Genomic DNA, 26,515 nt, shown 5'->3' on the forward strand with positions numbered 1-26,515 from the left:
GATCAACCGCTCGTGCGGCGCGGTTCAGGCGATGGCGCTTTCGCGATAGTTAAGGGTCAGCAGGATGATCCCGGCGATCAGCGTGCCGCAGGCGAGCATCAGGGCAACCGGCCCCAGCGACCAGCCGGCCGTGAACAGCAGGCCGGCGAGCACCGGCCCAAGTGCAGCGCCAGCCCGCCCTATCCCGATCACCAGCCCGGTTCCGCCCGCGCGCAGCCGCGCCGGGAAGGATTGGGCGATCACCGCATAGAGCCCCGCCGTCGCGCCATTGGTGAAGACGCCGCCGATACACGCCATGATCGACAATTCGGACAGGGTGCGCGGCCATGCGCCAAAGACGCAAATCGCTACCGCGCCACCGAACATGGCAATCGCCACCAGCCGACGCACGCTGAACCGCTGGCTGAGCAGGCTGATGCCGAGCGATCCCAGCATTCCGCCAACATTGGCCCACACCAACACGCCGCCCGCCGCCCCAGCGGCGAAGCCCATGTCGACGATAATCTTGGGAATCCACTTCACGAAGAAGTAGAAGCTCAGCATGTGGCCGAAATAGACCAGGGTCAGCAGGATGGTGAGCGCGCGGACGTCCGGGTTGAAGAGTTGGGCGATGCCCGGTCCCGCCACTTGCGGATCGGGCGGGGGCAATTCCGCCAAGGGTGCGCGCCCCTGCCGCACCATGGTGCGGTTGATCCGTTCCAGCGCATTCGCCGGCCGCCTGTGCAACAGGAAGGCGATGGTTTCCGGCACCAGCCGCAACACCAGCGGAATGAAGCAGAGCGTCACGAGCGCGCCGAACTCGAAGACCGACTGCCACCGCCCGGTCCATGCCAGCAATAGCGAGGCGATGCTGCCGCCCACGATCGCGCCGACCGGATAGCCCCCGGCCATGATCGCCACTGCCAGGTTGCGACGGCGGGCATTGGAACATTCCGCGACGATCGCGCCCGTGGCTGCCAGCATGCCGCCAATGCCTAGCCCGGTGAACAGGCGGAACAGCGAGAGCATCATGACATTACCGGCGATCGACGCCAGCCCCATGCCGCTGCCCATGATGACGAGACAGGTCAGGATCGTGGGACGACGTCCAATCCGGTCGGCCAGATTGCCGAGCAGAAAGGCGCCGATACCCATGCCGATCAGTTCCATCGACAGCACGACACCCAGCGCCGCCCGGGTAATGCCCCAGTCATGCGCGATGCCGGGCGAGGCAAAACTGATCGAAAGGACATCGAAACCGTCGAGCGCATTGAGCGCCGTCGCGGTCGCGACCGTGAGCACCTGACGATAGTGCATCGGCTCGCGCGCGATGATCGCGCGGGGGTCTTCCATATATTTTCTCCTCTCCGAGGCCGCGCTACCCGTTGGCCCCGGACTGTTTTGTTTTGGATTGCGATAGTCTTCAGTTGCCGGCTGGCGCAGCGACCCCGTAGCTGACCTGCTGATTGCGGGTCTTCTGAAACTCTTCGAGCGATTGCCCGCGCATTGCGGCATAGATCGCCGGATTGGGCACACCGCTCAACGCGGCCAGCTTTTCCAAGAGGAAGAAGATGGCGCCATAGTGAATAAGCCCGCGCCAGTCACGGTTGCGTATCAGGCGACGCTCCTCGTCGCTAAGATCGGCGGCGGCCAATGTCCCATCCTCGTCGGCCCGGAATGTGGCACGATGGCCGGCATCGATGAGCGAGTGGAGGAACTTGTTGACCTTCCAGCCGCGCGCACTGCGATCGAGCGTATAGGGATAAGTCCCCTCCAGTCGGCTGATACCCGCCAACTGCGAACCCATCATATGGAGATGATGCGCCGCATCGCTTTCTGTCATCGGCGCGGCCTCATTCTCGTAAATGGCGGTCGCGATCGCGCACATGGACGGCAGATAATAGCTCTGGTGGATCTTGCGCACGCTCGCCGAGAGCGCGCCGCGCATCACCAGCCACATGATTACTTCGGAGCCCTCCATCCCGCCGAGCCGGGCATAATCGGCATGGGTCAGGCGGGTCAAAGCTATCGGGTCCTTCTCCAGCAGATCGAGAAACTCCGCGTCCCAAGGTGTGTTGTTGAAACCACAGCGCTCCCCGTGGACCTGATGCGACAAGCCGCCAGTGGCGACGATCGCAACCTTAATATCCTCAGGATAGCTTTCGATCGCACGGCGCAGCGCCTGCCCCAGCTTGTAACAGCGCAGCGCAGACGGGATCGGGAATTGCAGCACGCCCACCTGCAGCGGCACGATCTTTGTTGGCCAACGCTGCCCGTCATTCTCCATGAGCACGGACAGTGGCGAGAAAATGCCATGGTCCAGCCCCTTGTTGCGGAAGGTGCTCATATCGAACTCGTCCGTCATCAGCGACTGGACGATATGGCGGGAGAGCGCCGCATGGCCGCCGATCGCAGGCATCGGGCGCGGGCCTCCGCCCTCGTCTGCCACCCGATAGCTATCATCCACCCCGAGGCAGAAGGCAGAATAATGGTCAAAGAAGAAAGAGGTGATGTGATCATTATAGATCATCAGCAGCACGTCGGGCCGCTTATCTTCGAGCCATGTGCGGATCGGGAGATAGGCGTCAAAGATCGGCTTCCAGGCCGGATCCTCCTGCTTGTTGGCGTCAAGCGCGAAGCCGATGGTCGGCGTATGCGAACTGGCGATCGCGCCGATAATGGTGGCCATGTCTAGTCCTGTCGAAATCTGATCAAAATGCGGAGGCGCCGGCCGTTGCGGAGAGGCCAGCGCCGATCGTCTCAGCCCTGTTCAGCCATGGCGAGACGATACATGACACGTCGCGCCATCAGGCCGGGCTTGTCGGGCGCGAAACTCAGGTCGAACTGTTCCTCGCCATCGGTGCGGACCACTTCGTTGATCCATTCCAGCGCTTCCACATCCTCCGAATAGGCCTGGGTGTGGGCTTCCAGCATGAACCGGTCGATGGCGGCATCACCGGGCAGATAGTCGCGCGAGTTGAACCACCAATAATGGATGGAGTCGTTCGTTTCCGGCGTGAAGACATGGGTAATGTTGTAGCGATAGAGGCTGGGTTCACCCGGATCGGGATCAACCACGCTGACGCGGGCATACGCAGTGTGCAGCGCAGGGGACACGAAACGTGCTTCCGACGTGCGGTCGACCAGCTTGTGCATGATGTTGGCGGGCTTGCCATAAACGCCCGGCGGCGGCGCGTTGCGCAACTCGCGACGGATCACGACCTGGTTATTCTCGGTCGAGGCGGTGAGCTTGGACCGGGCATATTCCGGCGTTCCGACCGTATCGGGATGCAGGAACGGGAAATGGGTCTGGTCGATCAGATTTTCATGCATCGCGACATAGTCGGACTTGATGTGGAAATCGCCCGAGACGGTCCCCCAAGCCGGATCGCTGAGCCAGAAAGTATCGGGAATCAGCGCTTCGTCAGCCAGGTCCGGGGACCCCATCCAGATCCAGGTCAGCGGCCCGCGATCGACGATCGGGAAGGTCTTGACCGACGCGGTCGCAGGCACATGCGGCAGCGCGGGCATGTGCGCGCAGACGCCGTCCGAACCGAATTCCATGCCATGATAGCCGCACACAAGTCGGTCGCCGACCAACTTGCCGCGCGCCAGCGGAAAGGAACGGTGCGGGCAGCGATTGCGCATCGCGACAGGATCGCCGTTCTCGGTTCGATAGAGCACCACGTCGACGCCCAGGAATTTGCGGGCTAGCGGCGTGCGACAAATCTCGCTCGCGCGGCCAGCGGCATACCAGCAGTTGCGGATCAAAGGCGTGCGGTTGTTCGCGAAGGAGCCTGCGTCATGTGGCGCCATGGCGGCGAAGATGTCATGTTCTTTCTGCTGCGGCGATGCGGTCGTGACCATGGTGCCTGTCCTTTCCCTGCAATGTCAGATGTCGAGTTCCAGCACGCGGCCAGTGATGCGCGAGCAGCAGATCGTCACCTGCCGCCCGGCCTCATGGTCCGCGTCGCTGAAGAAATGGTCGCGATGATCAAGCACGCCGTCGCAGCCGATAACGTCGGTGGTGCACAGGCCGCATTCGCCCCGGCGGCAGTCGGCAAAGGTTTCGAGCCCGGCCGCTTCCAGCGCGTCGAGGATCGTCGTGCCGGCGCCGACCGGGATGGTCGCGCCGTCCTTCAGCTTCACATCGAAGGCGGTATCCTCCGGCTTATGCGCGGCGTTGAAAACCTCGAAGCGGATGCGCGCGGGGTCCCAGCCGCGCCGCGCGGCGGCGGCGACCAGGGCATCGATCATGGCGGGCGGGCCGCAGACATAGGCCTGCGTGCCTTGAGGCTGCGCAGCGAGCAGTCTGTCCAGATCCGGCAGGCCGGCCGTGCGAGACTCGTGCAGCGTCAACCGATTGCCGCACAGCGCCTCCAGTTCATCGGCATAAGCCATGGCAGCGCGATCCATGCCGGCGTAGAAGGCGGAGAAATTTTCGTGCCGGGTCAGCAGCGACCGGGCCATGGCGAAGATCGGTGTGATGCCGATGCCGCCCGCGACCAGCAGGTGATGCGGCCGATGGCGTGACAGGCGGAAGGCGTTGAGCGGACGCGAAACCCGGACCTGCGATCCGACGATCAAATTGTCATGAATGAAGGCGGAGCCGCGCGCGCGATCCTCCCGCTGCACGGCGATGCGCCAGAAGGGTTCGGATGGCTGATCGGGCGACAGCGGGCCGACCACCGAATAATGGCGCAGGAAACGTCCCTGCGCGCCACCAAAGCGCATCTCGACATGGCTGCCGGCCTCGGCCAGCGGCAAGGCAACACCATTGGCCGCACCAATGAGAAATTCCGATATCCTGTCCGTCAGATGACGCCGTCCCACGATGACGGCATCCAGATATTTATCCTGCATGACCTCTCCCATGCGCAGGCGAGCCAGATCGCATCGCCATAGCTAGTGCATCGCATACATCTAACGTCCGGGCCGGCAGTCGGGTTATGCAATTTGCAAAACTATCCTTGCAGAATAGGTATAATGGTGAAAATGACCGGAAACCCATGGCAAGCGACCGCCCCACCCTACCCATCAAGCAGTTGCGCACGATCGTCGCGATCGCCGAGCAGGCGAGCCTGGCGCGCGCTAGTCAGCAGCTCAACCTCAGTCAGAGCAGCCTGTCGCGGCAAGTGGCGGAAGCCGAGCGGCATCTGGGCCATAGGCTGTTCCAGCGCGGCTGGAACGGGACCGAGCCGACATCGGCCGGCGCCATCGTGATCGCCCATGCGCGGCGCATGATGACGGCGATCACAGCAGCGCAGAGAGAACTGCAACCGCCCGGGACGCGCGGCACCGACCTTGGCTATCATCTGAACTGGTTCCTGCTTGATGCCGTCGATGCCGTATGCACGAGCGGCAGCGCTTCGGGCGCCGCCGCGCGACTTGGCATATCGCAGCCGACGATCAGTCGGACGCTGGCCCAGGCGAATGCAGCCGTCGGCCATGCTCTCTTCACCCGCAATGCGGCGGGCATGGAGGCAACGCCCTCCGCCGCAATCCTGCGTCGGCTGCGCGACCAGTTGCGCCATGATGCCGACCGCATCCCCGAAATGCTGGGCGCGCTTACCGGCGAGATGACCGGGCGCATCGCTGTCGGCCTGCTTCCCTTTTCCGAGCAGGACGTCATCGTCCAAGTGTTCGCGCACATACTGCGCGATCATCCGCATGTCCGGTTGCAGGGCGTGACCGGCAGCTACGCAGCCCTGACAGACGCGTTGCGGCGCGGGGAAATCGACTTCATCATCGGGCCGTTGCGTGGGGGCGACGCGTCCGCCACGCTCGCCGAACGGCCGCTCCTCGACGAATATCTGACGATCGTCGCGCATCCCGGCCATGCCCTGGCCCAAGGCCCGGTCAGCCTGGAACAACTGGTCGATCATAGCTGGATCGTTGGCCCGCACGGCACCCCGACACGGCAATATTTCGAGGCGGTGCTGCTGGAACATGGCATGACGCCGCCGCTCCAGATTTGCGAGATGGTGACCTTTCCGCTCGCCGAGCGGATGGTGCTGGAAAGCGATGCGATCGGCCTGCTGACCTACTCGGCGCGGCAGCGGCGAGCACTGAGGACGCGGCTGGCCGTAATCCAATCCGATTTCCCCGATGCCAAACGGCAGATCGGGGTCATATCGCTGAAACGCCATGCGCCGTCTGAGCCGCAGGCACTGTTCCTGAAAAAACTGACCGCGACACTGGCACAATCGACCTGATGGGCGGCGCCCCGCGGCGTGCAGATCGCGAGGCGCCAAGACTTTCACCTGAAAGGCGGTCGTCTTATTCCTGATTTTTCGCGAACGCCGCGTCGAAGCGGGCACCAGGCAAATCCCACAGCAGCGAGCGGACAAAGCCGACCGCTTCCTTCGCGCCATGCAACCTGTCCATGCCGGCATCTTCCCACTCGATCGAGATCGGCCCAGCATAGCCAATCGCGCGCAGCGCCCGGAAACTATCCTCCCATGGCACATCGCCATGGCCGGTCGACACGAAGTCCCAGCCCCGGCGCGGATCGCCCCAGGGCAGATGCGACCCCATCACACCGGCGCGACCATTGCGCGGACGCAGCCGCGTATCCTTGCAATCGACATGATAGATGCGGTCCTGAAAGTCCCAGATGAACCCTACCGGATCGATATTCTGCCACATCATGTGCGAGGGGTCCCAGTTGAACCCGAATGCCTTGCGATGGCCCAATGCCTCCAGCGTCCGCACACTGGACCAATAATCATAGGCGATTTCGCCCGGATGCACTTCATGCGCGTAGCGCACGCCCTCGCCGTCGAAGACATCGAGGATCGGGTTCCAGCGGTTCCCGAAATCCTCGAACCCTGCCTCGATCACCGCATCGGGCACCGGCGGGAACATCGCGACATAGGGCCAGATTTTCGACCCGGTAAAGCCTACCACCGTATCGACGTCCAGCCTGCGCGCGACCTTGGCGGTCAGCTTCATCTCCTCGGCGGCCCGCTGGCGCACGCCTTCGGCGTCGCCATCGCCCCATACTTTCGGGCGCACGATCGCCTGATGACGGAAGTCGATCGGATCATCGCAAATCGCCTGTCCGGTCAGATGATTGGAGATGGCGTAGAGTTTCAGGCCATGGCGATCGAGGATTGCGCGCCGATCGGCGAGATATGCGTCATCCTCCGCCGCGCGCCATATGTCGAGATGCTCCCCCGAACAGGCGACTTCCAGCCCGTCATAGCCCCATTCGGCGGCCAGGCGGGCGACCTCTTCCAAAGCCAGATCGACCCACTGGCCGGTGAACAGCGTGACGGGAAGCGCGGCTTTCGACATGATGATACTCCTTCTCGTCCGTCAGTTCTGCGGTTCGGCAGGCACATCGACCCATGCGCCACTTTGCGCCGACGCGATGACTGCATCGATGATCCGCGCCGATCGCAGGCCGTCGGCGAAGGTCGGCAGGCCCGCCGGCCCTTCGCCGCGGACGGCGGCATAGCTGTCCGCCACGAAATTCTCGAAACATTGGGCATAACCCTGCGCATGGCCGGACGGCAGACTGGAGAGGCGACGGGCATCGGTCGCCCCCTGCCCCGGACTGCGCTGCAGGATTACGATCGAGTCCTCACTGCCCAGCCAGACTGTCTCGGGCGTTTCCTGATCGAACACGGCCGATTTGCTGGCGCCGTCAAACTCGAACCAAAGCCGGTTCTTGCGACCCGCCGACACCTGCGAGATCACCGCACTGCCCAGTACGCCGCGTTGGGTGCGGAAGAGGATCGTGGCGGCATCCTCGGTATCGACCTTGGCCAGCGGCCCCGCGGCGTCGCCACCGGAAAAGCTGCGCTGCGAAGCGGCCGGGCGTTCCGGCACGGTGATGGTCATGGCCGCCATGACCGACACGATCCGTTCACCCGTCACGAACTCCATGAGGTCGCACCAGTGCGATCCGATATCGGCAAACGCTCGCGAAGGACCGCCCGCGCCCGAATCCACGCGCCAACTCGTCGCCTGTGGCGAGAGCAGCCAGTCCTGCAGATAGCTGCCGTGCAGAAGCTGCCACGCGCCGAACTCCCCAGCCTCACGCCGCGCGCGGATTTCGCGTATCAGGGGGTGGAAGCGGTAAACGAAGGGCACGGCCGCGACCCTGCCTGCATCGGCGGCCAGCGCGTGCAGGCGCAGCGCCTCCTGCGTGTCCACGGCCAGCGGCTTTTCGCAGATCACATGCGCGCCGGCGGCGACTGCCGCCTCGACATGGGCGGCATGCAGATTGTTGGGGCTGCAGACATGGACCATGTCCAGCTCGAGCGCAGCGAGATCATCGAGTGAGCCGATCGCCTGCACGCCCCATTTGGTAGCGGCCTCGGCCGAACGCTCGGGCGAGGATGCCATCACGCCGACGAGCTCCGCGCCGGCGAGCAGGGCAGCGCGCCGGTGGACTTCGCCGATCATGCCGGCGCCCAGGATCGCGACTCGAGGGGGCTGGCCGGAAACGGTGGTCATCCAATGTCTCCTGCAGACTGTTGCGCTCCATCGAGTTCGACGAAGGCGATAAAGGCGGGATCGGGCAGCGCGAAATCCGTCAGCGGCGACAGATCACCCGTCGTCGCATCGACGCCGTAGGCCCGCACGAGATGCGCCGGGCGATCGGCTACCAGCAGAAACGTGCCCGACGGATCGAAGGCGAAACTGCGCGCGGCGAGTCCCGGATGGATCGACGGCGCGAGCGGCACGGCGCCGCGCCGGCTGAGTTTCTCTCCGTCGAAGGCGAACCAGGCAAGACTGTCCTCGCCGCGATTGTTGACATAGATGCAGCCGCTCCGCCGATGGATGCGGACATCGGCGGGTTCGTTGACACGGCCGGGGTCGCTTGCGACCGTCGACATCCGATCGACCAGCGTGAAAGCCCCCGTCTCCGCATCGAAGCGCAAGGCTGCCAGTTCCGACGCGAACTCCAGCGTGGCGAAGGCGTGTCCGCCCGTCGCGTCGAAGGCGATATGGCGCGGCCCGGTTTCCGGGGCCATCTGCAAGGTCGCGGCCGGCTCCAGCCTGTCGCCGAAGCGGAAACTGTGGATACGGTCGGTACCCTTGTCGCAGACGATGACATGGTGGCCCGACGGATCGATCACCGCGCAATGAGCGTGGGGACTGGCCTGCGCATGGCCGCCATTTTGTGGCGAGAAATTAGGATCCTGACCATGGCCATCGAAGACATGGACATCGCGCAGCGCGCCGATGCGTCCGTCCACCTCCAGCCCATAGAGCAGCAGGGTGGAATCGTCATAGACATAGTCCGTGCCCCAACCGCCATCGGGCAGGCGCACGACCTTCTCGACATGCTGAAAGTCGCCATGATTGGCGCAGACCAGCGATCGGCTGCCCGCATGATAGTCGAGGAAGGTCGGGCGTGGCCCCGGCGCATTCTGACTGTTCAGAAAGCGCAGGGCACCGTCGCCCTCTACCACAAAAGCATGGACGGCGGCGGGCGGATCGACCGGGCCGCGCCCATCTGTCTTGCGCTCGTCCACGGCATAAAGCGTCCGCGTCTCCGGCGCATAGACCAGATAGCCCGCCTCCTTCGGCTCCTCGACCCGCGACAGCAGGCGCAGGTCGCTGCCATCCGCCGCGACGGCGAGCGCATAGACGCCTCCGCCCGTGGCGCCGGGTGCGCAGCCATAGGAACCGACATAAGCGATCAGGCGGGCGGCATGGCTCATGCGATCAGGCCGCGATCAGGCGGTTCAGCATTTCGTGATGGCGGCGGACCTGTTCCACTTCGTCCATCATCTCCGCCCGGCTGCGGTCCTGCGAATAGCGCTGCCCTTCATATTCGGTGTTGATATAGCCGGTATAGCCGCCATCCTTCAGCGCCTTGATCGTGCCTTCATAATCGATCGCCATGTCCTGATATTCGCCGGACCGGCCGGGAATTTCCGACATATTGTTGAACTTGCCATGACAGCTGACGACATGCGGCACCAGCTGGCGCAGCGTATCGAAGGATGTGTGCGATTGCATGATCGCTTCGGCAACGACGATATAGTCGAGCTCGCTGGCCTGCGGCACGCGGGCGTCGGCGAAGGCACGCACCGCCTCGAACGGTCCCTTGAGCGCCGTAATGGCCTCGCCGCTGGTCAGGAATCGCTTGTATTCGCTGCGCAGATTGCCGGCGGTCTGCTTGGCAATATCGGCAAAGTCGAACGGCCCCTGCCCTGCGCGCAGCAGCGCGGAAAGTTCGACCGAGGCCGCGCTCGCCTCCGGCTGTGCGCCGCGCCGCTCATATTGGGCGAGCAGCACTTCGCTCGGACGGAAACCGTAAATGCCAAAGTCGGGCACGATGCCGATCGCGTTGGTGCTATGTTTTTCGGCATAGTCGATGATCTCGGTGACCTGCTGCCCTTCCAGCGCCATGGGCTGATGCACTTCCTTGCCCAGCCGCATGCCCAGCCGCTCGATCTCCGGCAACGCCTTCACCATCACGTCCAGCGGACAGGTGGAAAGCACGCGGACATTGGCAAAGCCGAGCCGATGCGCCAGCCTGATATCGTGGCGCAGCCGTTCCGCCACCTCGTCATGATCCATCACATGATCGCGGAACTGCAATACGTCGAAGGACACGTCCATGGACACAGGCACCGTGCCGTAACGCTCCATCCAATCGAACCATTGCACCACGAATGCGTCGCCTGGATCGGGGTAGCGCAGCGACATTTCGTCAACGATCTCGATCCCGTCGGCGCCGGGCAGATTTTCACTGACCTCGCGGATCTGGTCCTCCAGCGTCAGTTCCTTGAAGAAATGCGACTGCTGATAGCTGTAGAGCGAAACACCGGTCTTCATGTCAGGCCTCCGCCGTTTCGGTGAGTGTCAGATGATAGGTGATGATCTGCGGTGTCTTGTCCGATCCTGCGCCGGTGCCTGGCGTCGGCGGTTCCTTCACCCAGGCTTCGTCGGTCGGCAGATAGCCATAGGCGGCGATCACGCATTGCTGGAAACGCACGACATGCGCGCCCGCGGACAGTCCGCCGGGCGCACGGATGTGCAGGATCGCTTCGTCGTCATAGTCCCAATGTTCTCGGACGGCGGCCTTGATCTCATCAAAGCCGCGCGGCGGCTTGCCGTTCACCTCGAAACTCTGCGCCTCGCGCGGGTAGAGCGTGCCGTCGACTTCCAGAAAATAGCCGGTGTGCAGCGACAGATAGACGCCGCGATAATTGGCGATGCGCACCGCCATCTGGAAACCGACGATCTCGCCGTCGATGACGTCATTGTGCAAACTGTCGGCGCGGATCAGATAATTATCAAACATGCCTATGATCCTGTCGAAGAAGGATGGAGGGTCGTTCCGTCATGCGGGCTTCGGCTGTTCCGGTCGGTACAATGCCAACCACAGCAGGCAGGTGACGATCGCCATGCCGATCGGCCCGACCCACATGGGGGACCAGGCGGACGCACCATGGCTGGCCATAGCGGGAATGACATACGCGCCGTAGATGACGCCGGAACCGGCCGAACCGATCGCCGCGCCAAAGCCCGACACCATCAGGATCAGCCAGCCCTGCGCCTGCGCGGCAAGTTCGGCCGGGGCGATGCGGGCGATGAACATGGCGGCGACGACAATGAAATAATCGTTGCATATGCCATGCAGCGCCACCGCGCCGATCGCATAGGGCATGCCGCCCTTTGCCGCGAAAAGCAGCAGCGCAAAGCGCACGCTCCACATCAGCATGCCGAAGAACAGCGCCCATTTCATGCCGATGCGCGCCAGAACCCATGGAATGGTGCCGATGAAGACGACTTCGGAAATCGGCCCCAGCGCCAGCACGCCGGCGACATTGTCGATGCCCAGCACCGCCAGATAGGGCGACGCGAAACTGTTATAGACGCCCAGCGAGATCGAGGTGAGCAAGGTGCAGATCATCAGCACGGCAAAGGTGCGGTTGCGGAACAGCACCAACGCCTTGACGCCGATCAGGTCGCCCAGAGAGAAGCGTGCGCCTTTGGCCGGTGGTGGCGTGCGCGGCAGGGTGAAGGCGGACATGGCGGTGATTACCGCAAAGATCGCCGCGAAATAGAAAAGGCCGGTCGAAGCCGACAGGCCCAGCCAGCCGATCGCCAGTCCCGCCACGACCCAGCCGAGCGGCCCGAACAGCCGGACATAAGGGAAATGCTTCTGGTTTTCGCCCAGCAGCGTCAGCGAGATCGAATTGATGAGGCCCAGCGTCGGCTGAAAGCTGCACATATAGACGAAGATCAGCGCCAGCGTCAGCGTGGCGTTATGCAACTCTATTGCATGCGGTAGCAGCGCCAGAAGCACCGCGCCCACGGCATGGGCAATGGCCAGAACGTTGCGCGGCGCCAGATAGCGATCGCCCAGCGCCCCCAGGAACAGGGGCGACAGGATCGCCGCGATCGCGCTGATCAGATAGGCGGGGCCGATGATGCTATCGAGCCCGTTGCTCGCGAGCACCAGGCCCAGTGTCGCGAACCAGGCGCCAAAGACGATGAATTCGACCAGTGTCACCAGGCTGAGCCGCGCGAGCAGGAAAGGCACGCGCCCATCCATCTCGCCGAACCCGACCGGCCTCAATTCCGTCTGCGCGCCTGCTATGATCCCTGGCATATATTTTCTCCGTGGCGTCGTGGGATCAGGCCTGTCTTGCCGACAACAGCCTGGCGACGCGCGCACTCGCCCGCAGGCTGAGCGCCATGATGGTCAGCGTCGTCCCGCTGGTACCGCCGGTCGTGAAGCTGCTCGCGTCCGTCACGAACAGGTTCGGCGCATCCCAGACCTGATTATCTCCGTTCAGCACCGACGTCGCCGGGTCGCTGCCCATACGCGCGCCGCCGCTTTCGTGGATCGCCGCGCCCATCGCCATGCTCTTGGTAAAGTTCATCCGCACCAGCATCCGGCTGAACCAGTCGGCATCGGGGAAGATCCCGCGCCCATGCTCCTCCAGCCCCAGCCCGTTGCCGACAAATTCCGTTTCCAGCCCCGCATTTTCGGCCATCTCGAAGATCGCCTTCGATTGGGCGCGCAGCACTTTGACATCATTGTCGCCCATCTTGCAGCGGATATGCGGGATGGGGATGCCCCATCTGTCCTTGCGCGATCGGTGCAGGCTGATGCGGTTGTCGGCATTGGGCAGCATTTCGCCAAAGCCCATGATGCCGAACTTGGCGGCATTGCCCTCGGGCGAGAACAGGCGGCCGATCGTCCCCTGATAGCCATAGCCACGCAGGAAATCACCATTGGTCTGCGACAGGACATTTTCCCAACGCGGGATATAGACGCCGCCGCCCACGCCGTAGAAGGGATCGGCCGGCACCGTGTCATCGGCTTCCCAACCGGTCCGCCCCGGCACCGTGCCCATGATCATGGACGGCATCTGGTCCATGAAATAGCGACCCAGCATATCGTTGTTATTGCCGACGCCGTTAGGATGCTTGCCACCTGCGGAATTCAGCAGCAGGCGCACGGACTCGATCGCGGATGCACAGACCATGACGGCGCCCGCGCGCACGGTTTCGACCTGCTTGCTGCGGGCATCGACAAATTCGACGCCGGTCGCCGCGCCCGTCGCCGGATCGGTCAGGATGCGGCGAGCGATCGCTTCCGAACGGATCGTGAGCTTTCCCGTCTCCTGTGCCTTCAGGATCGGCACCGGCACGCGCTTGATATTGGGCGGCATATAGCGCCAGGAGGTCGCTTTGCGCCCCGGCCAATGCTGCTCGGTCGCTTGCTTGAAGTCGCGCTCGGCCGCCGTCAGCTTTGACGGGCCGGCATAGTGACCGTCGGGGATGCTCGGCACGCCCTCCGGGCAGCCGCGCACGCCCAGCGTCTCCTCGACGCGGGCATAGTAAGAGGCAAGATCGGCATAGGCGATCGGCCAGTTTTCGCCAAAGCCGTCACGGTTCGCCGCCTTGAAGTCGCCGTCGGACCAGCGCATCAGCACGCGGCCAAACGTATGCAGCCGGCCGCCCAGTTGCTTGCCCCGGATCCAGAGAAAAGGTGCATCCTTGTCGGTGCTATAAGGGTGATCGCTGTCCTTGACGAACAGATGGCGCTGCTGCTGCGCATAGAGCGCGACGCGCGACTGGAGCGGCTGCCCCGTCACCGACGCCCGGATGCGAGCCCAAAGCTGAACGCCCTTTTCCTTGGGGCCGGAAAGGTTGATGGGAAAATCATCAGTAGTGATCGTCCGGCCCGCTTCCAGCAGCAGAACATCAAGCCCCTGTTCGGTGAGGCCCATCGCGGCGAAGCTGCCGGCCGCGCCGGAACCCACAACGATCACATCAAACTGCCTGTCCATCGGGTCGTTCAATTCCAGTAGCAAGAGAGAGACGCCCACCGGCATGACCTGCGGGCGCCCGAGGGAGAGGCCGTGACCCCGATCAGAATTTGAAGCCCGCCCGAACGCCATATTGGCGCGGATCGGACAGGGTGAAGGACTGGAGTTCGTAGACGCCCAGCAATCGCTTATTTTCCAGGTTCTTGGCGTAGGCCTGCACGTACCAGCGGTCTTCCGGCGCGAAATAGCCAAGCTGCAGATCGGTGCGGGTATAGCTGCCCTGCTTGATCTGGTTCGCGGTGTTGTTGTCCGTCACCACATAGGAGCTGGAGAATTTGAGTGCCGCGCTGCCGGAAACCCGCCCGCCATTGGCCAACCGGAAGTCCTGTGTCACGCCGATGCGCCCAGTCCATTTGGGCGAACGATCGAGCGGCGTGCCCTTGAAATTGATCGTCGGATCGCTCTCCAGCGGGCGGAAGTCGCCATAGGTCGCGTCCAGATAGGCGAGCGAATAGTCGATCTTCGTGCCGGAGCCGACACGATAATTGCCCTCCAGCTCGATGCCCTTGACCTTCGCCTTGGGCACGTTGAGCGTGACCGCGCCACCGGTGGTCTTGACCAGGCCGAGTTGTAGATCCTGATAGTCGTAATAGAAGCCCGTCAGGCTGAAATAGAGCGCACGGTCGAGCGCCGTACCCTTGATGCCGCCTTCGTAGGAGATGATCGATTCCGGCTTGTAATAGAAGGGCACCGAGCTGAGGTCGGCCGGGCTGCCGTCGTTGAAGCCACCCGCCTTGTAGCCCGACGTCACGCTGGCATAGGCCAGGATGGACGCGCTGATTTCGCCTTCGACGCTGCCCTTCCAGGTCCAGCGCGATCCGGAAATGCCACCGCCCGGATAATGGCCGTCATAGTTGGACGGGAAGGTCAGATCGAGTGCGTTCAGCGTGAAATATTGCGTGCCCGTGCGATCCTTGCTGTCCTTGGTGTAGCGTAGCCCCCCGGTCACACGAACGCCCGGCGTTACTTCGTAGGTGGCCTGCCCGAAGCCGGCATAGGATTTGGCCGAGGCATTGAGGTCGTAGCTGAGCGTGAAGCCCTGGTTCACGAAGTCCAGGATCGGTGCCGTGTAGGTCTTCTCATGGAAATAATAAGCGCCCACGACCCAGGACAACGGGCCGCTACCCTGCGAGGCGAGGCGCAGTTCGTGCGAATCCTGCTGGTGATTCTGGTAAGAGATGAAATCACCATTGGGCACGCCCGCATCCGCCGGGATATCGTTGCGGCTCGCCCGTTCCCGCCAGGTCGACTTGCGCCATCCGAATAGATAGGTCAGCTTGGCAAAGCCGAGGTCCGAATTGAGTTCGGCGGTGACGCCGCCTGAATTGAAGCGGCTATAGGTGTCGACGCCCGGATTCTGGTAGCGCAGGCTGTGATCGTCATTCTGGGCGACAGCGCGCTCCACGGCAATGCGAGCCTGACCATTGGTGTGCGACTGCTCATAATCGCCCGACACAAAAAGTGTGGTCGCGCTGCCAATGTCGAACAGCAGGCCGGCGCGCAGGCCGAAATCATTCTGGTCGTCCAGCTTGCCATGACCGTCATGGGTCTCGGTGAAACCGTCATGATTATTGTAGGCGCCTGCCAGGCGGAAGGCGATGCTGTCGGTGATCGGGGCATTGACCATGCCGTTCAGGCGGACGGTGTCGTAATTGCCATATTCGATCGATCCCGACCCCTCGAACCTCTGAGTCGGACGGTTGGTGATGACGTTGATGACGCCGGCGGTGGCGTTGCGGCCATAAAGCGTACCCTGCGGCCCGCGCAGCACCTCGACCCGGCTGACGTCGAACATGGTCAGCGTCTGCTCGGTCGGGCGGGCAATATTCACGCCATCCAGATTATAGGCGGTCGACGGGTCGCCCTTTTCCGAAAAGTCCGAGCTGGCGACGCCGCGAATGGCAAAACCCGCCGGCCCGAGCTGGACGTTTGGAATGACGTTCTGCAGGTCCTTTGCGCTGGTGACGCCTTCTGACATCAGCTTCTCGCCACCGACGGCGGCAATGGCGACGGGCGCCTTGCTGAGCGCCTGGTCGCGGCGCAGCGCGGTAACGACGATCTCGGCCGTGTCCGGTGCAGCATCATTAGTAGCCTGTGGCACAGCCGCGCTATCCAGCGCCGAAGCCGGCGCAGCCTGAAGCGCGGCGAAACTTAGGGCGATCGCCGAACTGGTAAAGTGGAACGCTCTCATGACTTCCTCCCGAAGAATCATTTATAAACCGAACGCTTATACTCGCCATCAGCTTGAGCTGCGCCGGACGGCCGCAAAAAGCGCCGAACAGCGAGATTTATCAACTTGAAAAATGTTCGGATTTCGATCGTTTCATGCTGCAGCGCACATGAAAAGGCGGTTAATCCAGGTATAACGCTGCCAGTTCCGCGATGATAACCCTGTACCGCAGCGCGTTATCCCGAACGATTATAATGCATTTATTGGATATTTGATCACATCCCGTACAATCATCCTTGACGATCCATCGAGTCCAACACATCATGCGCTCATGACCGCCCCCTCCAGCAAGCGCAGCGCGCGCGCCGATCGCAGCGGCAATGTGCAGGAAGTGTTGAATTTCCTGCGCGCGACCGGCCCGTCGAGCCAGGCGACGATCTCGCGCGCGACAGGATTATCGCGCGCGACCGTCAATCATATCGTCCAGGCCCTGCGCGATCAGGGCGCTGTCCAATATGAATGGAAGAACAAGCGCGAAGCGCTGGTCTGTCTGGCCTCTACGAAGGAATCGATCGTCACGGTCACCGTGACCGAAAGCGCGGTGCACGCCATCCTGTTCGACTTCAGCGTTCAGGAACGGACCGACCTGCTTTCGACCCATCTGCCAGAATATCACGATGCAGCCCCCACCCCGTCCATGGCGCTGGACCTCATACACCGGCTCGCGTCGATCGCCCGGCAGCGCGGTGCACCGCTGGTCGGCGCGGCCATAGCCATCATGGGCCCGATCGACCGAACGACGGGTGCGATCGCGCCCTGGGCCTGGCAGCGCCTACCCCATTGGAAACAGGTCGAAATCCAGAAATATTTCGTCAAGAACCTACGCATCCCGGTCATCGTCGACAATGACGCCAATCTGGCGGCGCTGGCCGAATGGTCCTGGGGCGCGGGCAGAGGATGCAGCGACTTCCTCAACATCACCTGCGCGCAGGGTATTGGCGGCGGCTTCGTCATCAATGGCGCAATCTATCATGGCGGCACCGGGCTTGCCGGAGAGATCGGCCATATGGTGATAGAGGATGCCGGCGACCTGTGCTTCTGCGGCAGCCGGGGCTGCCTTACCAGCCTGGCGACCGAACGCGCGATCCTGAATGCCCTTCCCCATCAGACTGTACCCAAGCGCTCGCTGGAGGAGGTGATCCACAGCGCTCAGCACGGCGATGCCGCCTGCCAGCGCGTCCTGTCCGAAACCGGGCTGCGGCTTGGCAAGGCGCTGGCGACGGTGGTCCGGGTGATGGGGCCGCGCGTGATCGCGATAGGTGGCGTGTTGGGTCATGCCGGTGACATCGTCATGGGCGGATTGCGCGCCTCTTCGGAGATCATCAATCTGAAGGCGGTGGGCGCGGGTACGGAATTCCGCGTAGCTGAGATTGCCGATAACGCCACCGAACTCGGCGCGCTAGCCGCGATCTTCAAAGAGATCGACATGGGCATCAACAGCCTGTCGCCCTGGATGCTACGGCCAGCCGATCCAGGCGTAGCGGAGCCATCGCGCACGGTGGCATGAGGCGACTGAGGCGCGGGCGACATCGTCGCCCGCGCGGCACGCCTTACAGTTCGCCCCAGACCTGCGTGGCGACATCTACCAGCAGCTCCAGCTTCCGCTTCTCATCGTCCTCGCTGAGCGCATTGCCCGCCTCGGTCGACGCGAAGCCGCACTGCGGACTGATGCAGAGCTGATCGACATCGATGTAGTTAGACGCCTCATCGATGCGGCGTAGTATCTGTTCACGATCCTCCAGCGCGGCCACCTTGCTGGACACCAGACCCAGCACCACGCGACGGCCCTTCGGCACGAAACGCAGCGGCTCGAACCCGCCGGCACGGTTCGTGTCATATTCCAGGAACAGGCCATCGACCTCCAGCCCGCTGAACACGGCTTCCGCGACTGCTTCATAGCCGCCTTCGGCCATCCACATGCTGCGATGATTACCACGGCAGGTGTGCACCGTCACCGCCATGCCCTCGGGCCGATTTGCGACCATCGAATTGACGATGCGGGTATAGAGCGTGGGCAGATCATCGGGATTTTCGCCATCAGCGCGGACCCGTTCGCGTACATTCTCGTCGCATATGGTGGCAAAGGACACGTCGTCCATCTGCAGATAGGTGCAGCCGGCAGCCGCCAGATCCGCCACTTCCTGCTGATAGGCGTTTGCAAGGTCCGACCAGAATTCGTCCATATCGGGATAGGCGGTAGCGTCCACCACGGATCGGCCGCCGCGCATATGGATATAGGTGGCAGACGGGATGGTGAATTTGGCGGTACGGCTGGTGTTCGCCTGCAGAAAGTCGAAATGGTCGACCATGATCGGTTTGGGGCGCGTGATCTTGCCGGTAACGCGCAGCATCGAGGAGGTGGAGGCCACCTGCCCATCGGCGCTCTTGAAACTGACCGCATAGCCCTCGCCCGTCGCGTCGATGCCCTCGAAGCCGGTCAGGAAGTCGAGATGCCAGGCGGTGCGGCGAAACTCGCCGTCCGTCACGCTCTGAAGGCCGGCCGATTCCTGTAGCGCGATGACATCCCGGATCGCCCTGTCCTCGACTGCGGCGAGCGCGCTGCGATCGATCTCCCCGGCCTGCCAGCGCGCGCGCGCCTCGCGCAGGGCTTGGGGCCGAAGGAGACTGCCGACATGATCGGCGCGGAAAGGAGGACGGGAGGACGGCATGCTTGTCTCGCTTCTGTCTGGATTCGCCTCGGGCAGATGCAGCACCGGCACACGGAACATCGCCGCCTGCCGACGGCCAAAGCCGTCGACATGCCCATCATCAATTTAGGATACGTTACGTAGAAAAATCCAGAATTTTTCCGACAATTATCGCAGTTCAGGATCCCAAAAATACGATATCAGACATTCGCGGGCTTGCGGCGACGCCTCGGCTCCGGCTTTTGAGGTGTATCAGCGCTCGGCGCCTGCTCCGCCTTGCGGCGTTCGAACATGCTCACCCGCTGATGATTGGCATGTTCACGAAACAGCATTTCCGCACGCACGCCGTCGCCCTTGCGAACCGCGTCGACGATCGCGTGGTGAAAGCCATGCGCCCGATGCAGCATGGTGAAAGCGTGGCGCAATCCCACCTGGTCGAAGACAATCACCGACGGCGCGACGAAAGGAACATTGTTCAGCCGCTCGATGAACATCGACAATATGGGCGACTGGCAGCCATCGATCATCAACTGATGGAAGCGCTCGTTCATCCGGCCATATTGCAGTTCATCCTCGCGATCGAGATGATGCTTCTCAAAGATCGCGTCGCCCTCCGACAGGCACGCGTCCAACTGCCGCAAGAGATCGAGATCGGCGCCGCGCTCGGCAATCGCGCGCGCGGCCCAGCCTTCCAGCGTCGCGCGCAAATCCAGCGCTTCGTAGATCTCCCGCTCGCTGAACGCGCTGACCACATAGCCGCGCTTGCCCACTGGACTGAGGAACCCCTCGGCGGCCAGCAGCGGCAAAATGTTGCGGACCGGCGTGCGCGACACGCCCAGCCGCTCGGCAAGCCCCGCCTCGGTCAGCCGTTCGCCCGGCGCAAACTCTTCGCGCAGGATCATTTCCTTGAGAGTATTTTCCAGCGTCGTGTTGCTCATGCGATGGACCAGAGCGGGATTATCGGGCCGCTGTCAACGCCGCAGGCATGCGCCCCTCCCTCCGCCTCAGCCGGCCGCGCCCGGCATGTCATGTACCGGGACGATGCTGGGTACAACCAGATGCAGGAACAGGGTCGCTGCCAGATAAGCGACCGAGGCCACCGCGAACATTGGCCAATAGCCATGCCCGTTGGTCAGCGACCACCCGGCAAACTCGATCATGCCCATGCCGCTGAGATTGCCGGCAACCGAACTGAGCGCTGTCACCGTGCCGACGCGCTGCAGAGGGATGATATCGGCTGTGACGCCAAAGATGTTGGTGACGAAGCCATTATGCGCGAACAGCGCAACGCCGATGATCGCCGCCGCCGCCCAGGGGCTGCCAATGAACAGCGCCAGCGGCAGCGGCAGGATCAGCACGGCGAAGCACAGCATCGACAATTTGCGCGCCGCGTTGAAAGACAGGCCCTTGCGCAGAAACATAGGGAAAAGGCCGCCACTTGCCAGCGCGCCCAGCGCCGCCATCGCATAGGTCAACGCCACGGGCCCGCCGATCTGCGCCTGGCTCAGGCCGAACACCTTGCTGAACAGGTCCGGAATCCAGAACAGCAGGAACCACCAGACCATGTCGGCCATCGCTTTCGATCCCGTAATCGCCCAGGTGCGCCGGTCGGAAAAGAGCGCAGCCCAGTCTACGCCGGCCTTCGCAGGCGCAACGGAAACCGCTCTGGGGGCACGCAGATGGCGGGTGCCGACCACCCACAGAAAAACCCAGATGACGCCAAGGCCACCGGTCAACAGAAAGGCTGACTGCCAGCCGAACAGCACGGCGACGGGCGGGATCACCAGCGGTGTCATGATTGCGCCGATGCTGGGTGCCGTCGTGATGATGCCAAGGCCGAAGGAGCGCTCGCGCAACGGCAGATATTGCGCCGTTGCCTTGACCGTCGCCGGGCCGGAGACCGATTCGCCCAGCGCCAGCGTCACCCGCGCCAGAACGAATTGCGTGACCGTCGCCGCGGCGGCATGCGCCATGCCGGCAAGGCTCCAGATCGCGACCGCCCAGCCATAGGCGATCCGCACACCGAAGCGATCGACCAGCCAACCGGAAAAAAGGACGGACGTCGCCATTGCGAGGCTGAAAGCGGACCCCAGATGCGCAAAATCCTCGTCGCTCCAATGAAAGGTTGCCTCCAGCGTCGGCTTGAGAAGCGCCAGAACCTGGCGGTCGACATAGCTGAGGACGGTGCCGAAAAAGACGAGCGCAATTAATAGATAGCGTCGGCGCGCCTGGCTCGCAGCGCTGTTATCGTCTCCCATCACCCGCTCCTCATTATTTGTCCAAGGACCTCATGGATAGCTACGGACCCATATCCTTTCGCATGCCGGGCTAGGAGAAGCACCCTTACTCGTCAATATTTTGTATCCCATTCAAGGCGGTTTATGCGATAATTTAACATTAATCGGCAGATTTCAGACAATTCGGGATACAAATCGTTGACGGCGCGGCCTGCTCTGACCTAGCGAACACCCCATTGAAAAGGGCGACCCATCGCTCATCAGGGAGAGGTTCTGAGTCATGAAGGCATTTCGCACATTTCACGCCGTCAGCCTGCTGGCGCTCGCTGCTGCCATGCCGCTTACCGCGCATGCGCAGGACAGCGCACCCGCCGCACAGCAAGATGACGGAGTCGGACTGGCCGATATCGTCGTGACCGCCGAAAAGCGCGAAGCGAACGTCCAGAGAACGGCGATCGCCATCGACGTCGTGACCTCGGACAAGCTTGCCAAGAATGGCGTTGCCAACATGGAATCGCTCCAAGCGGTCGCGCCGGGCGTACAGTTCGGCCAGTCGGGCGCGAATACGATCGTCACCGTGCGCGGCGTATCTGGCCGCGACACCTCGGAAATTGGCGATCCCGCCGTCGCGATCAACATGGACGGCATTTTCCTGCAGCGCCCGGCCGGTATGAACGCCGCCTTCTTCGACCTTGATCGGATCGAAGTTCTGCGCGGTCCGCAGGGCACGCTTTATGGCCGCAACGCGACCGGCGGCGTTATCAACGTCATCTCCAAACGTCCGCAGCTCGACGACTTTGGTGGCTATGCGGCGGTTGATGCCGGCAACTACAACACGATCAACATCGAAGGCGCGGTCAATGTGCCCCTGTCGGACAAGCTGGCGATCCGCGCGTCGGGCATCAGTCGCGACCATGAAGGCTATCGCAGCGTGGGCAATGGCCGTCGTGGCGATGACGAAAATTCGCGCGGCGGCCGCTTGCAATTGTTGTTCAAGCCGACCAGCAATTTGAGCGTGCTGCTGTCGGGCGGCTATCTCAAGCAGACCGGCTTCGGCCCGGTGCAGGCGGGCTATCCCACGACCCGCCCAACCCCGCCGACCGATCCGGACGAAGTGTCCAACGTCCCGCTCAACTTCGACAATGACTATAATCTGACGCGCAAGACCGCATCGGCACAGGTCGATTATGATTTCGGTCCCGCCAAGCTGACCTATCTGTTCGGCTATGTCGGCGTCGACAAGGACCAGACCTTCGACAATGATGGTACCGCCACGAAGTCATATGTCTTCCACGCCGGCGAATTTTCTGACGACTATAGCCATGAGCTGCGTCTGTCATCGAACAATGATGGTCCCTTCACCTGGCAGACGGGCCTCTATTATTACAAGCAGGATCTCGAGGTCCGCTCGCAAAATTACGTCAACCCCAATGGCGATATCGTCCTGCTGCGCGACTATCATTATGATGTCGGCGTCAAGTCCAAGGCGGCGTTCGGTCAGGTCTCCTATGCCTTTACTGACCAGTTGAAAGCCAGCGCCGGTATCCGCTGGTCACAGGACACCAAGACCCGCACCGGCTATGCCCTTAACGGCCCCAGCCTGGTCAACCCGCCGGTCACCCAGCCGGTGCTGAACTATGCGCCGACCGATGACCGTTCGCGCGACAGTGACGTCTCCTACCATATCGGGCTGGATTATCAGGCGACCTCGCGCAACCTGATCTACGCGAAGGTCGATAAGGGCTACAAATCTGGCGGCTTCACCTCGATCAACGCCTATGGCCCGGAAACCGTGATCGCCTATGAGATCGGATCAAAGAACCGCCTTCTGGACAACAGCCTGCAGCTGAATCTGACCGGCTTCCTGTATGATTATAGCGACCAGCAGGTTAGCCAGACCACGACCCAGGGCGTGCAGGTGCTGAACGCGGGTAGTTCCCGCGTGAAGGGCCTAGAAGCGCAGATCGAATGGAAGGCGAGCAACAGTGACTCGGTCGATCTATCGATCAACTGGTTGCACGCTCGATTCAAGACGTTCGAGGTCAACACCGGCGGTGTCAATGTCGACCTCGCCGGCAACCGCCTGATCCAGGCGCCCGACTGGGCGCTGTCAGGCGGCTATGAACATATGTTCGACCTGCCCAATGGCGGCAACATCACGCCGCGCGTCCAGGCGACCTGGCGCTCCAAATCCTATCTGACCTTCTACAATAATCCGAACGACCGTCAGAAGGCCTATGAGACCGTCGACGCCAGCCTGACCTACACGGCACCGAATGGCGCGTGGAGCCTGCAGGCCTATGGTCGCAACCTCACCAACTCGGTGATCCTGACCGGCGCCAGCATCGGCTCCTTCACCGGCACCAACTTCTACCAGTTCGCAGCGCCCCGAACCTATGGCGTGCGCCTGCAGGGAAAGTTCTAAGAGCCCCTCCCTATCGGCCCGCAACATCTGCACCTGTCGCGGGCCGGTATTTTTCTTCTTTACCGCTTGAGCGTCCAGACACGCATCGCCCGAGGACCAAGCAAGAACGACCGATGCGATCTTTGCGGCAATGGATGATAGCTGCAGCGGCACTGACGGACTTCCCTGCCTGAACCATCCCCACTTCCGGTGTTGATTTCCACTGAGAAGTGACCCGGGTAGGGCGTAAATTTCCACTGAGAATTGACCCATGTTGAACTCGTCCCTGGCTTTGACAAGCGAGGGTATATGGAGTGTTGGACATGGCGTTATTGAGCGTTATCCGGCGCTGGCATTTTCGCGATCATCTACCGATCCGGGAGATAGCGCGGCGCACCGGACTATCACGCAACACGATCCGCAAATATTTGCGGTCCGAGACGATCGATCCGCGGTTCAAGGTGCCTGATCGACCAAGCAAACTGGACCCATTTGCTGAGCATCTGGCGGCCTGGCTGCGGCGCGATATGGGCCGATCGCGCAAGCAGAAGCGCACGATCAAGCAGTTTCACGCCGATTTGGTGAGCCTGGGTTATGAAGGATCCTACAACCGGGTTGCCGCTTTTGCTCGGGACTGGCGCGAAGATTATCGGCGCCAGCAACAGATTGGCGGGCGTGGGACATTCGTGCCCCTGTCGTTCGCGCCGGGGGAAGCTTTCCAGTTTGATTGGAGTGAGGACTGGGCAATCATCGCCGGGGTTCGGACCAAGCTGCAGGTCGCGCATTTCAAGCTCAGTTACAGCCGGGCATTCATCGTGCGCGCCTACCTGCTGCAAACCCATGAGATGCTGTTCGACGCCCATAATCACGCCTTCCGCGTGCTGGGCGGCGTGCCGCGCCGGGGTATCTATGACAATATGCGCACGGCCGTCGACAAGGTCGGGCGTGGCAAGGAACGCACCGTCAACGCACGCTTCCTGACGATGGTCAGCCACTATCTGTTCGAAGCTGAGTTCTGTAACCCGGCTGCGGGATGGGAAAAGGGGCAGGTCGAGAAGAATGTCCAGGATGCGCGGCACCGTCTGTGGCAACCCACGCCGCAGGTCGAAAGCCTTGATGCGCTGAACCTGTGGCTGGAGGAGCGCTGCAAGGCGTTATGGGAGGACATCCCTCACGGGATCGAACCCGGATCGGTTGCCAATGCCTGGGCCGATGAATCTGAGTGTCTGATGGTTGCGGGCAGGCCCTTCGATGGTTTTGTGGAATATCGCAAACGGGTATCGCCGACGTGCCTCATCCACTTTGAGCGCAATCGCTACAGCGTACCGGCCTCTTTCGCCAATCGCACTGTCAGCCTGCGCGTCTATCCTGATCGCTTCCAGGTCGTCGCCGAGGGGCAGCCAATCTGCGCACATCAGCGCATCATCAACCGCTCTCACGACGGTCCAGGTCATACGGTTTATGACTGGCGCCATTATCTGGCGGTCGTGCAGCGCAAGCCCGGCGCCCTGCGCAACGGTGCGCCCTTCCTTGAGCTACCCGATGCGTTCCAGCGTCTGCAGCGACATCTGTTGCGCAATCCCGGCGGCGACAGGGAAATGGTCGAAATACTGGCGCTGGTTCTTCATCATGATGAGCAACTGGTGCTGACGGCGGTCACCATGGCGCTGGAGGCTGGCGTTCCGACCAAGACCCATATCCTCAATCTGCTCTATAGGCTGGTCGACGGAAAACCGATCTCCACGCCGCCGGTGACGGCGCCCCAGGCGCTCAAGCTGGTCAGCGAACCGATGGCCAATGTCGAACGCTATGATGATCTGCGCAAGGAGAAGCGTCATGCGTCATGACCCTGCCAGCGGCGCCATCGTCGTCATGCTCCGCAGCCTCAAGATGCATGGCATGGCGCAGGCCGTCACCGATCTCATGGAACAGGGATCTCCAGCGTTCGAAGCCGCCATCCCGATCCTCTCCCAGTTACTCAAAGCCGAGACAGCAGAACGGGAGGTTCGGTCTGTGGCCTATCAGCTCAAGATCGCGCGCTTCCCTGTCTATCGCGATCTGGCCGGCTTCGACTTTACCAGTAGCGAGGTCAATGAAGCTCTGGTGCGTCAGTTGCATCGCTGCGACTTCATCGACATCGCCGACAATATCGTGCTGGTCGGCGGTCCTGGCACCGGCAAGAGCCATGTGGCAACGGCGCTGGGCATCCAGGCCATCGAACATCATCGAAAGCGCGTCCGCTTCTTCTCGACGGTCGAACTGGTCAATGCGCTCGAGCAGGAAAAAGCACAGGGCAAGGCCGGTCAGATCGCCAATCGCCTCCTGCACTCCGATCTCGTTATCCTGGATGAGCTTGGATATCTGCCGTTCAGTGCTTCAGGTGGCGCGCTGCTCTTCCACCTGCTGAGCAAACTCTACGAGCGCACCAGCGTCATCATCACCACAAACCTGAGCTTCAGCGAATGGGCCACCGTGTTCGGCGACGCCAAAATGACCACGGCGCTCCTCGATCGGCTTACCCATCACTGCCACATCCTGGAGACCGGCAACGATAGCTTCCGCTTCAAAAACAGCTCTGCCAAGCAGGCCAGAACCCAAAAGAGAAAACCACGGGTTGACCCACCCGTGACACCCGAAACATAATCCGCAGACGGGTCACTTCTCGATGGAAAACCCGGGTCACTTCTCAGTGGAAATCAACA

The 26,515-nt window shown here is 62.3% G+C and carries 20 protein-coding genes; 5 read left to right on the forward strand and 15 right to left on the reverse strand.

The features are described 5' to 3' along the window. Positions 1 to 24: 24 nt before the first annotated feature. From RLDS_RS37740 to RLDS_RS37755, 4 genes are all read right to left on the reverse strand, one after another. The gene (locus tag RLDS_RS37740; RefSeq protein ID WP_021225602.1) at positions 25 to 1,332 is read right to left on the reverse strand and encodes an MFS transporter; all 1,308 of its coding nucleotides are present in this window, start codon (positions 1,330 to 1,332) and stop codon (positions 25 to 27) included. Between the two features lie 70 nt (positions 1,333 to 1,402). Next, entirely contained in the window at positions 1,403 to 2,668 is a 1,266-nt protein-coding gene (locus RLDS_RS37745) for a gallate dioxygenase (protein ID WP_021225603.1), read from the reverse strand. A 71-nt stretch (positions 2,669 to 2,739) separates the two neighbouring features. Further along, entirely contained in the window at positions 2,740 to 3,846 is a 1,107-nt protein-coding gene (locus tag RLDS_RS37750) for a Rieske 2Fe-2S domain-containing protein (protein WP_021225604.1), read from the reverse strand. 24 nt (positions 3,847 to 3,870) lie between these two features. Further along, positions 3,871 to 4,842 (reverse strand): PDR/VanB family oxidoreductase, encoded by a 972-nt coding sequence (locus RLDS_RS37755; RefSeq protein WP_021225605.1) that lies wholly within the window; start codon positions 4,840 to 4,842, stop codon positions 3,871 to 3,873. Positions 4,843 to 4,988: 146 nt separating this feature from the next. Between RLDS_RS37755 and RLDS_RS37760 the strand changes: the two genes are divergently transcribed. Then, entirely contained in the window at positions 4,989 to 6,194 is a 1,206-nt protein-coding gene (locus tag RLDS_RS37760; protein WP_021225606.1) for a LysR substrate-binding domain-containing protein, read from the forward strand. Between the two features lie 64 nt (positions 6,195 to 6,258). Here RLDS_RS37760 and RLDS_RS37765 read toward each other — a convergent pair whose 3' ends face one another. The 8 genes from RLDS_RS37765 to RLDS_RS37800 all read right to left on the reverse strand — a co-directional run bounded on the left by RLDS_RS37765 (position 6,259) and on the right by RLDS_RS37800 (position 16,485). Then, positions 6,259 to 7,278 carry a sugar phosphate isomerase/epimerase family protein gene (locus RLDS_RS37765; protein ID WP_021225607.1) on the reverse strand — a complete coding sequence of 340 codons (1,020 nt, stop codon included), beginning with the start codon at positions 7,276 to 7,278 and terminating at the stop codon, positions 6,259 to 6,261. A gap of 21 nt (positions 7,279 to 7,299) precedes the next feature. After that, positions 7,300 to 8,445, reverse strand: coding sequence for a Gfo/Idh/MocA family protein (locus tag RLDS_RS37770; RefSeq protein WP_021225608.1), 1,146 nt, complete (start codon positions 8,443 to 8,445; stop codon positions 7,300 to 7,302). Further along, complete coding sequence (locus RLDS_RS37775) at positions 8,442 to 9,659, reverse strand: lactonase family protein (protein ID WP_021225609.1); 1,218 nt, start codon at positions 9,657 to 9,659, stop codon at positions 8,442 to 8,444. Before RLDS_RS37775 ends, RLDS_RS37770 begins: the two co-directional genes overlap by 4 nt. Before the next feature lie 4 nt (positions 9,660 to 9,663). Next, entirely contained in the window at positions 9,664 to 10,782 is a 1,119-nt protein-coding gene (locus RLDS_RS37780) for a xylose isomerase (RefSeq protein ID WP_021225610.1), read from the reverse strand. Between the two features lies 1 nt (position 10,783). Continuing rightward, positions 10,784 to 11,251: a C-glycoside deglycosidase beta subunit domain-containing protein gene (locus RLDS_RS37785; RefSeq protein WP_021225611.1), complete on the reverse strand. Its 468-nt coding sequence runs from the start codon at positions 11,249 to 11,251 to the stop codon at positions 10,784 to 10,786. Between the two features lie 39 nt (positions 11,252 to 11,290). Next, the gene (locus tag RLDS_RS37790; protein WP_021225612.1) at positions 11,291 to 12,565 is read right to left on the reverse strand and encodes an MFS transporter; all 1,275 of its coding nucleotides are present in this window, start codon (positions 12,563 to 12,565) and stop codon (positions 11,291 to 11,293) included. A 25-nt stretch (positions 12,566 to 12,590) separates the two neighbouring features. Then, positions 12,591 to 14,255, reverse strand: coding sequence for a GMC oxidoreductase (locus RLDS_RS37795; protein WP_021225613.1), 1,665 nt, complete (start codon positions 14,253 to 14,255; stop codon positions 12,591 to 12,593). 82 nt (positions 14,256 to 14,337) lie between these two features. Continuing rightward, positions 14,338 to 16,485 carry a TonB-dependent receptor gene (locus RLDS_RS37800; protein WP_021225614.1) on the reverse strand — a complete coding sequence of 716 codons (2,148 nt, stop codon included), beginning with the start codon at positions 16,483 to 16,485 and terminating at the stop codon, positions 14,338 to 14,340. A 310-nt stretch (positions 16,486 to 16,795) separates the two neighbouring features. Here RLDS_RS37800 and RLDS_RS37805 point away from each other — a divergent pair, with 310 nt between their 5' ends. Continuing rightward, complete coding sequence (locus tag RLDS_RS37805; RefSeq protein WP_021225615.1) at positions 16,796 to 18,031, forward strand: ROK family transcriptional regulator; 1,236 nt, start codon at positions 16,796 to 16,798, stop codon at positions 18,029 to 18,031. A 43-nt stretch (positions 18,032 to 18,074) separates the two neighbouring features. On the opposite strand, the gene RLDS_RS37810 is transcribed toward RLDS_RS37805, so the two are convergent. The 3 genes from RLDS_RS37810 to RLDS_RS37820 all read right to left on the reverse strand — a co-directional run bounded on the left by RLDS_RS37810 (position 18,075) and on the right by RLDS_RS37820 (position 21,430). After that, positions 18,075 to 19,193: a 5-methyltetrahydropteroyltriglutamate--homocysteine S-methyltransferase gene (locus RLDS_RS37810; protein ID WP_031297887.1), complete on the reverse strand. Its 1,119-nt coding sequence runs from the start codon at positions 19,191 to 19,193 to the stop codon at positions 18,075 to 18,077. 179 nt (positions 19,194 to 19,372) lie between these two features. After that, positions 19,373 to 20,110, reverse strand: coding sequence for a GntR family transcriptional regulator (locus tag RLDS_RS37815; RefSeq protein ID WP_021225617.1), 738 nt, complete (start codon positions 20,108 to 20,110; stop codon positions 19,373 to 19,375). Between the two features lie 66 nt (positions 20,111 to 20,176). Next, positions 20,177 to 21,430: an MFS transporter gene (locus RLDS_RS37820; RefSeq protein ID WP_021225618.1), complete on the reverse strand. Its 1,254-nt coding sequence runs from the start codon at positions 21,428 to 21,430 to the stop codon at positions 20,177 to 20,179. 259 nt (positions 21,431 to 21,689) lie between these two features. Here RLDS_RS37820 and RLDS_RS37825 point away from each other — a divergent pair, with 259 nt between their 5' ends. The 3 genes from RLDS_RS37825 to istB all read left to right on the forward strand — a co-directional run bounded on the left by RLDS_RS37825 (position 21,690) and on the right by istB (position 26,456). After that, a complete protein-coding gene (locus tag RLDS_RS37825) occupies positions 21,690 to 23,834 on the forward strand; it encodes a TonB-dependent receptor (RefSeq protein WP_021225619.1) in 2,145 nt (714 codons plus the stop codon). A 302-nt stretch (positions 23,835 to 24,136) separates the two neighbouring features. After that, positions 24,137 to 25,660 carry an IS21 family transposase gene (gene istA, locus RLDS_RS37830; protein WP_009823850.1) on the forward strand — a complete coding sequence of 508 codons (1,524 nt, stop codon included), beginning with the start codon at positions 24,137 to 24,139 and terminating at the stop codon, positions 25,658 to 25,660. Further along, positions 25,650 to 26,456 (forward strand): IS21-like element helper ATPase IstB, encoded by an 807-nt coding sequence (gene istB / locus RLDS_RS37835; protein ID WP_009821099.1) that lies wholly within the window; start codon positions 25,650 to 25,652, stop codon positions 26,454 to 26,456. Before istA ends, istB begins: the two co-directional genes overlap by 11 nt. Positions 26,457 to 26,515 lie beyond the last annotated feature (59 nt).

The organism is Sphingobium lactosutens DS20 (genome assembly GCF_000445105.1).
Taxonomy (GTDB): domain Bacteria; phylum Pseudomonadota; class Alphaproteobacteria; order Sphingomonadales; family Sphingomonadaceae; genus Sphingobium; species Sphingobium lactosutens.